This is a genomic window from Methylorubrum rhodinum, from assembly GCF_014199935.1.
In the GTDB taxonomy this organism is placed as follows: domain Bacteria; phylum Pseudomonadota; class Alphaproteobacteria; order Rhizobiales; family Beijerinckiaceae; genus Methylobacterium; species Methylobacterium rhodinum.
In genome coordinates this window covers 88,061-101,483 of record NZ_JACHOP010000003.1, presented here as the reverse complement: position 1 = coordinate 101,483, position 13,423 = coordinate 88,061, and the positions used below count along the sequence as shown (strand labels likewise).

The following is a 13,423-nucleotide window of genomic DNA, read 5'->3' as shown; positions in this document are numbered from 1 at the left end:
GGGTTTCAGCCCGTGCGCGCCGCGGCCTCGCCCTCGGCCTGCTCGGCGAAGCGGCGGATCAGCCATCGCCCGGCCGGGCCCGGCGGCCGGTCGGTGCGGTAGATCACGGTCAGCGGCAGCCGGCGGCGCTTGGCCTCCGGGATGCGCAGCTCGACGAGCCGGCCGGCGGCGAGATCGGTCTCCACCATGTGGGCCGGCATGCTGCCCCAGCCGATCCCGGCGAGCAGCAGCGTGTGCTTGGCGCTGAGGTCCGACAGCCGCCACGTGCGGGTCGCGACGACGCCGAACTCCTGGCCCTGCGTCAGCGGCGAGCGGTCGGCGATGACGAGCTGGACATGCTCGCGGGCGAGTCCCGGCGGGGCGGTCCCGGCCAAGGCCAGCGGATGCGCGGGCGCCGCCACGGGCAGCATCTCGACCTCGCCGACGGCGATCGTCTCCAGCGGGTCGCTCGCCCGGTTCCAGAGCTCGACGGTGATGCCGATCTCCGCCGTCCCGCCGACGACGAGCTGCTGGACCGCCCCCAGCGCCTCGACGTTGAGCCGCAGGCCCACGGTCGGAAACGCCACCTGAAAGGCGGTCAGCGCGTCGATGAGCCGGGCGCCGGGCATCAGGACGCTCGCCGCGAGCCCGACCTCGGCCTCCAGGCCGCCGAGCATCCCGCCGACTTTGGCGCGCAGCGCGTCGATGCCGTGGGCCACGGTGCGCGCCTCGGCCAGGACCGCGCGCCCGGCCTCGGTGAGCTGGGGCTTGCGGGTCGTCTCGCGGTCGAACAGCGGCAGGCCGAGCTGCGCTTCGAGGTTGGCGATGGTGTAGCTGACGACGGAGGTGGCGCGGTTCAGCCGACGCCCGGCCCCGGCGAAGCTGCCGGCCTCGACGACCGTCAGGAAGACGCGAAGCTGGTCGAGCGTCGGTGTCCCGGGGCCCTGCATGCCGATTTCCTCGAACGGGGCGCCGCGGGGCGCAAGCGCGGTCGATCGACAAGCAAGGGCGGAGCCGTCCGGGCGCTTCACGCGACGAGGCCGGCCCCGCGGCGGCGGGACCGGCCTTCGATCCGGCGAACATGCGCTCCGGGACGGCGCTCAGCGCGCGCGGCGGATCGAACCCGTGGTCTCGACGCGGTCGATCCGGATCGGGCCGACCGTGGCGCGACCCAGGCGCTGCTCGTAGCGCTGCAGGTTGCCGGCGGCGGCGGTGCCTTCGAGGCCGCCGGGCGCGGTGACGGCGGGAATGCCGGCCGGGGCGTTGTAGCTCTGCGCGGAGGCGGTGGAGGACAGCCCGCCGACCAGCGAGAGGGCGAGGGCGGAGGCGGTGACGAGGCGGGACACGAGACGAGACATGGGAAACTCCATCCGGTTCGGGGCGATGCGGCCGGGGGCCGTCATCCGATGGAGAGAAGATGGACCCACTCCACTCTTCTGAAAACCGGAATAATATCGAACGAAACGTTCGATATTATTGAAAAGAAGCCTGCTCGGGACCGAGGCTGAAGCGGTGTCGGAACATGCGAAGGGCCGGCGCCCGTGACGGGCGCCGGCCCTTCGCTGTCATGGACGGTCGCGCAAGCGACGGGTCAGCGCAGGCGCTCGCCGCGCACCGAGCCGGTCGTGAGCGTGCGCTCGTCGACCGGGGCCGGGGCGCCGTAGCGCTCCACGTAGCGCTGGACGTTGCCGGGGGCGGCGGTGCCGGTCAGGCCGCCCGCGGCGGTTGCGGCGGGGATGCCGGCCGGCGCGTTGTAGCTCTGCGCGAGGGCGGCGGTGGAGAGGGTGGCGCCGAGGACGGCGCCGAGAACGATGCGCGTGATCATGACTCGATCCTCAAGTCTCGGAGGACGGAGCCGCAGACGAGCGTGAGCGGACATCCGAGTTCACGAAAATTGAGCACCTGTGCCTGCGAAGACAACAGCATGTGCCGCGAATACGTGCACAATCTGGGTGCAGCGGCGGACGGAGACACCCCGCCGCGACCGGGCCGCGTCGGAAATCATGCTGTTGCGTCAGTCATTTACCGGAGAGGTGCGCCATTTTTCGACGACGCCTCGAACCTGGCACGGTTCTTCCGCGGGGCGTGCCGTTTCGCACGGCCGGGCCTGTCCGAAACGGCCCGCCGAGGCGATCCGGAGGACCGGCGCGCCGGCCGGATCAGCCCCGTCCGATCGTCGCCTCGATCTGCCCGTGCGGCTCGTCGGTCGGCAGGAACACCGTGCCGGAATTCTCCAGGCCGAAGGGGGCGAGGTTGATCGGGACGTAGTGCTTGTTGGGCATCGCGAAGCCGATCTCGGCGATCTCGGGGATCGCGGCGAGCACCGCCTCGCCCATCCGGTACATGCTGTCCTGCACGCCGAGCGAGACGGTGGTGCCGAACACCGCGATCAGCCGGTCGAGCACCCGGGCGTTGGCGGCCGCGTAGTCGGCCGGGACGCCCGACCACGTCCAGGTCGCGTCCATCGCGGTCGCGGCGATGCGGTCGGTGGTGTCGGGCAGGGTGCGGTACTGATCATCGACGAAATCGACCCAGCCCGACCGGGTCGTCTTCATGAAGGTGAAGCCGCGCAGGCCCGATCGCAGCACCGCGCCCGCACGGCTCGCCACGAGCCCGACATAGCCGGTGCCGTTGCCGTCGAGGGTGAAGGTGTGCCCGTGCGGCGCGCCGTCGACGGAATGGCGCAGCCAGCGCGTCTCGGTCGCGTCCACGTGCAGTTCCTCGATCTGCGGGTAGGTGTCGAGGAAGGTTTTCGCCAGCGCCTCGACGAACGCCTCCTTGTCGAGCGAGAGGTTTTTGGCCGCCACCACGTTGCAGATGTTCTTGACGCTGTCGGTGGCCACGCAGGCCCGGTTGTCGCCGGACGTCCAGGCCGCATCGAAGGCGCCCTTCATCAGCACCGTGAGGTTCAGCTCGCGCGGGGTGTGGTGGTCGCCCTCGCGGGTGAGGCGCATCACCCGCACGCGGCCCTTGCCGTATCTCGAGGCGGTCAGCGGCATTCTCGTCTCCTGGATGGCTCCCGCTTCAGTGCGCCTCGGCGGTCTTGGCCTGCCGCACCGCCGCGTCCCGTGCCTCCGCCGTGCTGCCGAGCCCGTTGAAGAACAGGTTCAGGAGCACCGCGACGATGGCGGTCAGCAGGATGCCGGACTCGAGCAGCGGGTGGAGCGCGTGCGGCATCTGCTTGAAGAAGGCCGGCGCGACGAGCGGGATCATGCCGAAGCCGACCGAGACCGCGACGATGAACAGGTTGTTGCGGTTGCCCGCGAAATCGACCGCGCCGAGGATGCGTGCGCCGGTCGCGCCGACCATGCCGAACATCACGAGCCCGGCGCCGCCGAGCACGCAGGGCGGCACCGCCTCGACGAGTGCGGCGAGCTTCGGGATCAGGCCGAGCCCCAGCATGATGCAGCCGCCGACCACCGTGACCATCCGCGAGCGCACGCCGGTGACGCCGACGAGGCCGATGTTCTGCGAGAACGAGGTGTAGGGAAACGTGTTGAAGATGCCGCCGACCAGCGTGCCGAGACCGTCGGCGCGCAGGCCCTTCGTCAGCCGCTTCTCGTCGACGGGGTCAGCGGTGATCTCGGCGAGCGCCAGGAACATGCCGGTCGACTCGATCATGACCACGATCATCACGATGCACAGCGTGATCGCCGAGACGAGATCGAAGCGCGGCCAGCCGAAGTGGAACGGCCGGATCACGTCGAACCAGGGCGCCGCGCCGACCTTGGCCAGATCGACGAGGCCGAACGCGGCCGCCACCAGCATGCCGACGACGATGCCGATGAGGACGGAGGCCGAGTTGACGAAGCCGGTGGCGTAGCGGGTGATCGCGAGGATCGTCACGAGCACGAAGGCGCTGATGCCGAGATAGAGCGGCGCGCCGTAATTCGGGTTGCCGACGCCGCCCGCGGCCCAGTTCACCCCGACCTTCATCAGCGAGATGCCGATCACCAGGATGATCGTGCCGGTGACGACCGGCGGGAACAGCGGCAGCAGCCGCCCGATCATCGGCGCGACGAGGAGGCCGAACAGGCCGGCCGCGATCACCGAGCCGTAGATCGTCGCGAGCCCGAGCTCCGGGTTGGCCCCCATGGCGATCATCGGCGTCACCGAGGCGAAGGTGACGCCCATCATCACCGGCATGCGGATGCCGATGCCCGGCAGGCCCCAGCTCTGGATCAGGGTGGCGATGCCGCAGGCGAACAGGTCGGCACTCACCAGGATCGCGATGTCCTCCGGCGACAGCTTGAGCGCCCGCCCGACGATGAGCGGCACCGCGACCGCGCCCGCATACATCACCAGCACGTGCTGGAGGCCGAGCAGGCCCAGCACGGTCGGGGGGACGGGGGCGGTCGCGACCGGCTCCTCGGGCACGGCCGCGGAAGGAGACGCCGTCGTCGCTGCACGCTCGCCCATGCACGTATCCTTTCCGTGCCCGCTCGGTCGCAATCCTCAGGGCAAGGCATGTGCCAGCTTGTCCGTGAGGCCGGCCTCTCCCGATGGCCCGGTGCCTGCTAGGGCATCGTCCTCTTCCGAAAGCCGGAAACCACCCTTCGGAACGAGGCTCTCAGAGCCGCCAGCCCGCACGCTTCGAGGCGACCGCGATGACCCTGACCCTCTCCGCCCTGAACGCGGCCTCGCTGCCGGATTTCGTCGCCGCTCTCGGAGCGGTGTTCGAACACGCGCCCTGGGTCGCGGAGGGCGCAGCAGGGGCCCGGCCGTTCGCGACGGTCGAGGCGCTGTTCTGCGCGATGCGCGCGACCGTCGAGACCGCGGACGACGCCCGGCGGCTCGCGCTGCTGACCGGCCATCCCGAACTCGCCGGACGCGCGGCCCGCGCCGGCACCATCGCCCCGGACTCGATCGCCGAGCAGGCGGCGGCGGGCCTCGACCGGCTGTCGGAGAACGAGGTGGCCCGCTTCGAGGCGCTGAACGCCGCCTACCGCGAAAAATTCGGCATCCCCTTCATCGCCTGCGTCAAGCGGCACGGGCGCGCCGCGCTGCTGGCGACCTTCGAGGCCCGGCTTGCTTCGAGCCCGGAGATCGAGCGGCAGACCGCCGAGACGGAAGTGATGCGCATCGCTGCGATCCGCCTGAACGCCCTCGTCTCCGGGGAGGGGCCGCTGCGCACGACCGGCCGCATCTCGACGCACGTGCTCGACACCGTGCGCGGCCGGCCGGCGGCGGGGGTGGCGCTGGAGCTGTTCGAGATCGTCTCGCCCACCGAGGCGGCGCTCGTCGCCCGCGCGGTAACCAATGCGGACGGGCGCACCGACGCGCCGCTGATCGGCGGTCGGCCGGTGCCGATCGCGGCCTACGAGCTGCGCTTCGGCCTCGGCGACCATTTCCGCCGCCTCGGGCTCGACCTGCCCGAACCGCCCTTCCTCGACATCGTCCCGATCCGCTTCGGCGTCGCCGACCCGGAGGGGCATTACCACGTGCCGCTCGTGGCGACCCCGTGGAGCTATCAGACCTATCGCGGGAGCTGAGTCTGAGCCACGCGACCGGCTGCCGTGGATGCATGGTCCCGAAGGGAAGGCCCGGCACAACCTTTGCTGCGCCCGGACGTTGAACAGGGCTGCCGCCCTCAAGGATACGACCGCCATGCGTTGTCTCAAGGCCGGGCTCGGGCTCGGCGTCGTCCTCGCAGCCTGGCTCGCCGTGGCCGGCTTGTCGGCGGGCGGCCTCGTCGCCACAGCGAACGGCGCAGCGGCCCAGAGCCTGACGCCGCCGGCCGGCCAGCCCCGCGTCACGGCGCCCGGAGGCCGGCGCGGCAAGGCCGCGCTCCGGCACCGCAAGCGCCATCGGTAACGGCCCCTCGATCCTCCCCTTGCCTGGAAAGCCTCTCGACATGTCCGTCAGAAAGACCCTCGCGCTCGCCCTCTGTGCCGGCCTCGGCCTGGGCGGCGGCGCCTTCGCCCAATCGGTCGGCGCGCCCGCCGGCCAACCGTCCGTGACCGCGCCCGGCGGCACCGAGGGCATGGCCGGCCCGGCCAACGAGCGGCGGGCGATCGAGCGCGGCGACGCCATCCCGGCCCCGCCGGGCGTCGGCGTGCCGGTCGAGACGCCGCCCCCGCCGCCGGAGGAGCGCCCGGCTCCGCCGCCCCCGCCGCGGCCCTGAACACCGTCCGAACGACAGGCGCCGCCGGATCCCTCCGGCGGCGTTTCTTATGGAGCGTCTCTCTCGGAGCGTCGGCTATTGCGTCAGCCGGTCGTCGATGCCCTTCACGTACCAGTTCATCCCGAGGATCATCGGATCGGGCGCCTGCTCGCCCTCCTTCACCGCGACCGTGCCGTCCTGCTTGAGCACCGGCCCCTGGAACGGATGGATCTTGCCCTCGACGATCCCCTTCGTGGTCTCCTCGGCCAGTTCCTTCACGTCGTCGGGCATGTTGGTGAAGGGCGCGAGCACGACCATGCCGTCCTTGATGCCGCCCCAGGTGTCGTGGCTCTTCCACGTGCCGTCGAGGACGGCCTTGGCCTCCGCGATCACGTAGCCGTTCCAGTCGTCGACGATCGAGGTGAGCTGCGCCTTCGGGGCGAAGCGGAACTGGTCGGAGGACTGGCCGAAGGCGAGCTTTCCGGCCTTCTCGGCTTCCTGAAGCGGCGCGGCCGAGTCGGTGTGTTGGGTGAGGATGTCGGCGTCCTGCGCCAGCAACGCCTTGGCGGCCTCGGCCTCCTTGCCCGGATCGAACCACGTGTTCACCCAAACGATCTTGACCTTGATGTTCGGGTTGACCGATTGCGCGCCGAGCATGAACGCGTTGATGCCGCTGACGACTTCCGGAATCGGGAACGAGGCGATGTAGCCGACGGTGCCGGACTTCGACATCTTGCCGGCGATCTTGCCGCAGACGTAGCGGCCCTCGTAGAACCGGGCCGAGTAGGTCGCCACGTTGTCCGAGCGCTTGTAGCCGGTGGCGTGCTCGAACTTCACCTTCGGGAACTTCTTCGCGACCTTCAGGGTCGGCTCCATGAAGCCGAACGAGGTGGTGAAGATCAGCCCGGCGCCGGAGCGGGCGAGCTTCTCGATGGAGCGCTCGCTGTCGGCCTCCGGCACGTTCTCGAGGAAGGTGGTCTCGACCTTGTCGGGCAAAGCCTCGGCCAGCGCCTTGCGGCTGAGGTCGTGCTGGTAGGAATAGCCGTAATCGGCCACCGGGCCGACATAGACGAAGCCGACCTTGAGCTTGTCGGCGGCGAGCGCCGGGCCGGCGGCCAGCGCGACCCCCATCGCCGCGCCGGCCCATCGCGTCAGAACCTTGCGAACCATCGGACTTACGCCCCCTGTCCGGCGCCGCCCGCGGCCGCTCATCGGCTCGTCGTGACGTTTGCGCCAGCTGAACGGGAGCAAGACCAGGGCCAGCCCGGTTCAGTGGTGCCCGGCCATGTGCCGGCCGATGGTGCCCGAATCGGCCGTCACGGCGGGGGTCTCGTAGACGAGGCGCCCCTCGGACATCACGACGATGCGGTCGGACAGCTCCAGGATCTCGTCCAAGTCCTCGCTGATCAGCAGCACGGCGGCGCCCGCGTTGCGGGCCGCGACGATGCGGTTGCGGATCTCGGCGATGGCCGAGAAGTCGAGGCCGAAGCACGGGTTGACCACGATCAGCAGATCGACCGGGTCGGTCAGTTCACGGGCCAGCACCGCGCGCTGGACGTTGCCGCCGGACAGCGTGGCGATCGGCGCCTCGGACGAGGCGGTCTTCACCTTGAAGCGGGCGATCAGGTCCTTGGCCCGCCGGCCCATGCCGCGCCGGTCGAGCCAGAAGGTGGGCCGGGCCTGGATGTCCTCGCCGCGGCGGTCGAAGGCGCGGAAGGCGAGGTTTTCCGACACCGACATCCGCGGGGCGCAGGCGTTGCGCAGGGGCTCCTCGGGGATGAAGCGCACCCGATGGCGGCGGCTCTCGGCCCGGCTGCCGCGATAGGGCTCGCCCTGGACCACGACGCGCCCGCCGGTCGCCCGGATCTGGCCGCCGAGCACGTCGGCGAGTTCCTTCTGGCCGTTGCCCGAGACGCCGGCGATGCCGACGATCTCGCGCCGCCGCACGCGAAGGTCGGCAATGTCGATCCGGCGCAGGCCCGAGACGTCGGTCGCGGTCACACCCTCCACCCGCAGCACGTCGTGGGCCGCCTCCGGCTCGCCGATGCGGGCGGCGAGGGTGCGCACGGAGCGCTCGCCCACCATCATCGCCGCCATGTCGTCGCGCGAGACCGCGCCGACCGTGCCGCCGCCGACGAGGCGCCCGCGGCGCAGGACGCTGAACGAGCGGGCGAAGGCCTCGACCTCGCGGAACTTGTGGCTGATCATCAGCACCGAGAGCGCGCCCGCATCGCACAGGCCGCGCAGCAGCCCCAGCACCTCCTCGGCCTCATCGGGCGTCAGCACCGAAGTCGGCTCGTCGAGGATCAGGAAGCGGGCCTTGAGGGCGAGCTGCTTGACGATTTCGAGCTTCTGCTTCTCGCCGGCCGCGAGTTCGGCCACCGGTCGGTCGAGATCGAGCCGGAACGGCATCCGCTCCATGAAGGCGGCGAGTTTCGCGCGCTCGCTCTTCCAGTCGAGGATCGCGGGGGCGTCGGCGCGCGCGATGACGAGGTTCTCCGCCCCCGTCAGCGACGGCACCAGGGTGAAGTGCTGGTAGACCATGCCGAGGCCCGCGCCCTGCGCGCCCTTCGGCCCGTCGATCTCGGCCTCGCGCCCGTCGATCAGCACGGAGCCGGAAGTCGGGGCGTAGAAGCCCATCACGCATTTGACGAGCGTCGACTTGCCCGCGCCGTTCTCGCCGAGCAACGCGTGGAAGCCGCCCGGCGGCACGAGGATCGACACGTCGTCGAGCGCGGTGAAGCCGCCGAAGCGCTTGGTCATGCCGACCGTCTCGACGCCGATGGCGCCCTCAGACCGCGGGGCGGGCGGGGGGATCGTCACCATGGCGCTTACCCGATCGCCCGCAGGATCGCCTCGGAGGAGGCGACCGCGCCGAACACGCCGCCCTGCATCGTCACCATCTTCAGCGCCGCCGCGTGGTTGCCCGGATCGGTCGCCGCGGTGCCGTCCGAGACGATGAGGCATTCGAAGCCGCGGTCGTTGGCCTCGCGCATCGTGGTGTGGACGCAGACGTCGGTGGTGATGCCGGTGAGGATCAGGTTGCGGATGCCCCGGGTCGTCAGGATCAGTTCGAGGTCGGTGGCGCAGAACGAGCCCTTGCCGGGCTTGTCGATCACCGGCTCGTCGGGCCGCGGCGCCAACTCCGGGATGATCTCCCAGCCGGGTTCGCCGCGCACCAACACCCGCCCGCAGGGACCGGGATCGCCGATGCCGGCCCCGATCCGGCGCGAGCGCCAGCGCTTGTTCGCCGGCAGGTCGGCGAGGTCCGGCCGATGGCCCTCGCGGGTGTGGATGACATGGAAGCCGCCTTTTCGCGCAGCGGTCAGCAGGCGGGAGATCGGCCCGATCGGCGCGCGGGTGAGCGCGAGGTCGTAGCCCATGGCATCGACGTAGCCGCCCTGGCCGCAGAAATCGGTCTGCATGTCGATGATGACGAGCGCCGTGTTGCCCGGGCGCAGGTCGCCGTCGAACGGCCAGGGATAGGGCTCGGCCTCGACCGTGAGGCCGGCCTCGGGCGCCGCGGCGGTGGGGGCGAGAACGACGCTCATGCGGCCTCCGGTCGGTGGCTTGCCCGACGTGAATGTCGTAACAATTTTGTGGTGACGACCCGATTCGAATGGGACTCGGCCAAGGCCGAGTCGAACCTGCGCAAGCATGGCGTCAGCTTCGAATACGCACTCCGCGTCTTCGCCGACCCGTTCCTCATGACGGCACCCGACGGCATCGAGGGCGGCGAGCTACGCTGGAAGGCGGTCGGCTCCATGGGGGATTTCACGGTGATCGTGGTCGTCCATACCGTGCGCGAGAGGAACGAGGATGGCAGCGAAATCGAGATCGTCCGCATCATCTCGGCCCGGCGTGCCGACCGCACCGAGCGACGCCGCTACGAGCGGGAAACTCGTGAGTTTTGAGGTCGATCTGACGAACCTTCCGCCGCTGACCGAGGCGCAGAAGGCCGAACTCGCCGCGCTCGACGCCCTGCCCGACGAGGCGATCGACACCAGCGACATCCCGCCCCTGACGGAGGAATTCTGGAGCGAGGCGGTGCGTGGAAAATACTACCGCCCGACCAAGACCGCGACCACGGTCCGCATCGATTCCGACGTGTTGGCGTGGCTGCGCCGCCAGGGCCCCGGCTACCAGACGCGCCTGAACGCGATCCTGCGCCGCGAGATGCTCGCGGCGCTGAAGAAGGGCTGAGGCGGCACTCACTCCGCCGCCTCCCGCCTCGGCCCCGCGCCGTAGACCCGCGTCGGCGCCGCAAAACCGCAGCCCGTGCCGTCGGTGACCTTCACGGTCTCCTCCCACGGCAGGCGGTAGCGTCCCGCGGCGAGGTCGTGCATGTAGGTGTAGGGGCAGTCGCCCGCGCCGCCCTTCACCGCCGTGTAGCCGCGGTGGCCGAGCTGGTAGATGTTGTTCTCGACGCCCCAATGCGCGCGGGCCTCGCGCACGAGGTCGGGCCGCACCTCCGCCGTGATGATCTCGTCGACGCGCCCCGTGGTGCCGTGGGCGATGACGGTGCCGTCGAAGTCGACGATCATGCCCTCGCCCATCGAGTCGAAGCTGCCGTCGGAGCCGCAGAGGCAGACGTTGGCCGTCACCATCAGGTTGCAGAAGGCGTTCGACTGGTTGGTGAAGCGCCAGGATTCGCGGATCGGCGCGGTGTAGCCGGCGGTGCGGATCATGATCTCGGCGCCCTTGTAGGCGCATTCGCGCGCCATCTCCGGGAACATGCCGTCGTGGCAGATGATGAGGCCGAGCTTGGCCCCCTTCGGCCCCTCGATCACCGGGATGCCGAGATCGCCCGGCTCCCACGGCTCGACCGGCACCCAGGGGTGCATCTTGCGGTAATAGAGCTTCAGCTCCCCCGTATCGTCGATGATGAGGCCGGAATTGTACGGGTTGCCGTGGGGGTTGGCCTCCATGATCGAGAAGCAGCCCCAGATGCGGTGATCGCGGCAGGCCTGTTTGAAGGCGGCCACCTCCGGCCCGTCGAGGGAGACCATGATCTCCGGGTTGGTGTCCATCGACAGGCCGTGGAGCGCGTATTCGGGGAAGACGACGAGGTCCATCGTGCCGAGATTGGCCCGCGCCTTCCCGACCATCGCGACGATGCGGTCGGTCTGCGCCTTGAGATCAGCCTTGGTGACGACCGTCGGCAGCTGGAGTTGCACGAGGCCGATGACGACGCCGTTCGGGGATTTGTTCAGTCCGCCGAGACCGTTCATGCGATGTCCTTCACTTGAGCGACAGTTCGCCCGGTGCGCCGGCCAGCGCCCGGTCGGGAGACGAAGTGGCGATCAGCAGCGCCAGGGTGAGCACGTAGGGGGCTGCGTAGAACAGGTAATAGCCCTGGGAGATGCCGACCGATTGCAGCGCCGGCCCCAGCGCCCCGGCGCCGCCGAACAGCAGGGCCGCGCCGAAGCAGGCGAGCGGGTTCCAGCGGGCGAAGATGACGAGCGCCACCGCCATCAGGCCCTGGCCCGACGAGATGCCCTCGTTCCACGAGCCCGGATAGTAGAGCGACAGATAGGCGCCGCCGATGCCGGCCAAGACGCCGCCGGCGGCCGTGGAGAGCAGCCGCACGCGGTCGACGTCGTAGCCCATGGCGCGAGCCGCATCCGCGCTGTCGCCGACGACGCGCACGATCAGCCCGGCCTTGGTGTTGCGAAAACCCCACCACAGGGCGACGCTGAGCGCGGCGCCGACGAGGAACAGCACGTTGACGCGAAGCGCCGCCTGCACCTGCGGCAGGTCCGACCAGAAGCCGAAGGGAATCGCGGGCAAGGGCGGCGCCGAGGGCTGGATGAACGGCTTGCCGAGGAAGAAGGCCAGCCCTGAGCCGAACAGCATCAGGGCGATGCCGACCGCCACGTCGTTGACCCTGGGAAAGCGGCAGATGACGCCGTGGAGCAACCCGAAGGCGCCGCCCGCGAGGCCCGCCACCGCCACGCCGGCCCAGGGGCTCTCGGTCATGACCGCGGTGGCGTAGGCCGACATCGCGCCGAAGACGAGGGTACCCTCCAGGCCGAGATTGATTCGTCCCGAGCGCTCGGTGAGGGTCTCGCCGAGGCTGACGAACAGGAACGGCGTCGAGACGCGGATCGCACCGCCGATCACCGCGAGCAGGACGGTCCAGAGGCCGAGGTCGTCGCTCATGCCGTCGCCTCGCGCTTCTCGGCCCAGAGATGGGGATTGAACGGCTTGAATCGGCCGTAGAGCGTCTCGCTCGTCAGCACGACGAGGAACAGCAGCCCTTCCAGCACCAGCACGGTCGCGTCGGGCAATTGCATCCGCCGCTGGATCAGCCCGCTTGACGCCTCGATGCCGCCGAGCAGGAAGGCCACCGGCAGGATCGCCAGCGGGTTCTGGCGGGCGAGGAACGCGACGAGGATGCCGGTATAGCCGAAGCCCGCATTGAGCGAGGCGTTGGCGTTGCCGTGCACCGCCGTCACCTCGAAGAATCCCGCGAGCGCCGCGCAGGCACCGCCGAGCGCGGTGAATCCGACGACGAGGCGCCCGACGGGCAACCCCTGGATCTGCGCCGCCCGGACGTTGCCGCCGGCGATGCGGGCGGCGAAGCCCAACGTCGTGCGCTCGGTGAGGAGATAAGCGAGGAGGCAGGCGAGCACGCCGATGCCGAGCCCCCAGTGGACGTCGAGGCCGGGCAGCGGGCCGACCGCGAAGGCCTCGCCGATCGGCGGGGTCGAGGGCTTGTTGAGGCTCGCCGGGTCGCGCAGCACCGCCTCGATCATGTGGTTGGTGAGCGCGATGGCGATGTAGGACATCAGCAGGCTGGCGATGGTCTCGTTGACGCCGCGAGTGGCCCGCAGCGCGCCGACGCCGCCGATCCAGGCGGCCCCGGCGAGCGCGGCGGCGAGCGCCATCAGCGGCACGGCGAGGAACGGCGGCGCGCCCTGGAGCGGGATCGCCGCGGCGGCGGCGGCGAGGCCGCCCAGCACGATCGCCCCCTCGCCGCCGATCACCACGAGGCCGAGGCGTGCCGGCAGCGCCACGCAGAGTGCGGCGAACAGCAAGGGGGCGGCCCGCTGCAGGCTGTTCTGCAGGGCGAAGGACGAGCCGAACCCGCCGCGCCAGACGAGATCGAGGAAGGCGAGCGGGCTCTTGCCCAGCGCCAGCAGGAACAGCGAGAACAGCAGGAAGCCGACGACCACCGCGCCGACCGGGATCGCCACCACCTCGGCCCGGCGCGCGAGCCACGCCCGGAGCTGAAGCGCCGCCGAGGGGCGGTGTTCAGAGAGCGGCAGGGCGGGCGCGGCGGTGTCAGCGCTCGTGGACATCGCGTGTCATTCTCGTTCCTCGCCTCTCGGTCAGCGC

The 13,423-nt window shown here is 70.6% G+C and carries 16 protein-coding genes; 5 read left to right on the top strand and 11 right to left on the bottom strand.

All coding sequences use genetic code 11. The features are described from left to right. Positions 1-5: 5 nt before the first annotated feature. From HNR00_RS04890 to HNR00_RS04870, 5 genes are all read right to left on the bottom strand, one after another. On the bottom strand, positions 6-929 hold the full coding sequence (locus HNR00_RS04890) for a LysR family transcriptional regulator (protein WP_183565768.1): 924 nt from the start codon (positions 927-929) through the stop codon (positions 6-8). Between the two features lie 150 nt (positions 930-1,079). Further along, entirely contained in the window at positions 1,080-1,337 is a 258-nt protein-coding gene (locus HNR00_RS04885) for a hypothetical protein (RefSeq protein WP_183565765.1), read from the bottom strand. Between the two features lie 233 nt (positions 1,338-1,570). After that, positions 1,571-1,804: a hypothetical protein gene (locus HNR00_RS04880; protein ID WP_183566506.1), complete on the bottom strand. Its 234-nt coding sequence runs from the start codon at positions 1,802-1,804 to the stop codon at positions 1,571-1,573. Between the two features lie 334 nt (positions 1,805-2,138). Then, positions 2,139-2,978 carry a factor-independent urate hydroxylase gene (gene pucL / locus HNR00_RS04875; RefSeq protein WP_183565762.1) on the bottom strand — a complete coding sequence of 280 codons (840 nt, stop codon included), beginning with the start codon at positions 2,976-2,978 and terminating at the stop codon, positions 2,139-2,141. Positions 2,979-3,003: 25 nt separating this feature from the next. After that, the gene (locus HNR00_RS04870) at positions 3,004-4,398 is read right to left on the bottom strand and encodes a nucleobase:cation symporter-2 family protein (RefSeq protein WP_183565759.1); all 1,395 of its coding nucleotides are present in this window, start codon (positions 4,396-4,398) and stop codon (positions 3,004-3,006) included. A gap of 188 nt (positions 4,399-4,586) precedes the next feature. On the opposite strand from HNR00_RS04870, the gene uraD reads away from it, so the two are divergent. The 3 genes from uraD to HNR00_RS04855 all read left to right on the top strand — a co-directional run bounded on the left by uraD (position 4,587) and on the right by HNR00_RS04855 (position 6,103). After that, the gene (uraD, locus tag HNR00_RS04865; RefSeq protein WP_183565756.1) at positions 4,587-5,471 is read left to right on the top strand and encodes a 2-oxo-4-hydroxy-4-carboxy-5-ureidoimidazoline decarboxylase; all 885 of its coding nucleotides are present in this window, start codon (positions 4,587-4,589) and stop codon (positions 5,469-5,471) included. A 115-nt stretch (positions 5,472-5,586) separates the two neighbouring features. Beyond that, positions 5,587-5,793: a hypothetical protein gene (locus HNR00_RS04860; protein WP_183566503.1), complete on the top strand. Its 207-nt coding sequence runs from the start codon at positions 5,587-5,589 to the stop codon at positions 5,791-5,793. A gap of 40 nt (positions 5,794-5,833) precedes the next feature. Beyond that, a complete protein-coding gene (locus tag HNR00_RS04855) occupies positions 5,834-6,103 on the top strand; it encodes a hypothetical protein (protein ID WP_183565753.1) in 270 nt (89 codons plus the stop codon). A gap of 75 nt (positions 6,104-6,178) precedes the next feature. Here HNR00_RS04855 and HNR00_RS04850 read toward each other — a convergent pair whose 3' ends face one another. From HNR00_RS04850 to biuH, 3 genes are all read right to left on the bottom strand, one after another. After that, positions 6,179-7,252: a BMP family ABC transporter substrate-binding protein gene (locus tag HNR00_RS04850; RefSeq protein WP_183565750.1), complete on the bottom strand. Its 1,074-nt coding sequence runs from the start codon at positions 7,250-7,252 to the stop codon at positions 6,179-6,181. Positions 7,253-7,351: 99 nt separating this feature from the next. After that, complete coding sequence (locus tag HNR00_RS04845) at positions 7,352-8,908, bottom strand: ABC transporter ATP-binding protein (RefSeq protein ID WP_183565747.1); 1,557 nt, start codon at positions 8,906-8,908, stop codon at positions 7,352-7,354. A 5-nt stretch (positions 8,909-8,913) separates the two neighbouring features. Further along, the gene (gene biuH / locus HNR00_RS04840; protein WP_183565744.1) at positions 8,914-9,633 is read right to left on the bottom strand and encodes a biuret amidohydrolase; all 720 of its coding nucleotides are present in this window, start codon (positions 9,631-9,633) and stop codon (positions 8,914-8,916) included. A 51-nt stretch (positions 9,634-9,684) separates the two neighbouring features. Here biuH and HNR00_RS04835 point away from each other — a divergent pair, with 51 nt between their 5' ends. Beyond that, positions 9,685-9,996 (top strand): BrnT family toxin, encoded by a 312-nt coding sequence (locus tag HNR00_RS04835; RefSeq protein ID WP_183565742.1) that lies wholly within the window; start codon positions 9,685-9,687, stop codon positions 9,994-9,996. After that, positions 9,986-10,285, top strand: coding sequence for a BrnA antitoxin family protein (locus HNR00_RS04830; RefSeq protein WP_312885998.1), 300 nt, complete (start codon positions 9,986-9,988; stop codon positions 10,283-10,285). Before HNR00_RS04835 ends, HNR00_RS04830 begins: the two co-directional genes overlap by 11 nt. An 8-nt stretch (positions 10,286-10,293) precedes the next feature. Here the strand turns inward: HNR00_RS04830 and HNR00_RS04825 are convergent, their stop codons facing one another. Genes HNR00_RS04825 through HNR00_RS04815 form a run of 3 tightly spaced genes read right to left on the bottom strand, consistent with a single transcriptional unit; the run spans position 10,294 to position 13,386 of the window. Beyond that, positions 10,294-11,313 (bottom strand): formamidase, encoded by a 1,020-nt coding sequence (locus HNR00_RS04825; protein ID WP_183565733.1) that lies wholly within the window; start codon positions 11,311-11,313, stop codon positions 10,294-10,296. Between the two features lie 10 nt (positions 11,314-11,323). Continuing rightward, positions 11,324-12,244: an ABC transporter permease gene (locus HNR00_RS04820; RefSeq protein ID WP_183565730.1), complete on the bottom strand. Its 921-nt coding sequence runs from the start codon at positions 12,242-12,244 to the stop codon at positions 11,324-11,326. Then, the gene (locus tag HNR00_RS04815; protein ID WP_183565727.1) at positions 12,241-13,386 is read right to left on the bottom strand and encodes an ABC transporter permease; all 1,146 of its coding nucleotides are present in this window, start codon (positions 13,384-13,386) and stop codon (positions 12,241-12,243) included. The genes HNR00_RS04820 and HNR00_RS04815 overlap by 4 nt, the downstream gene beginning before the upstream one ends. Positions 13,387-13,423: the final 37 nt, after the last annotated feature.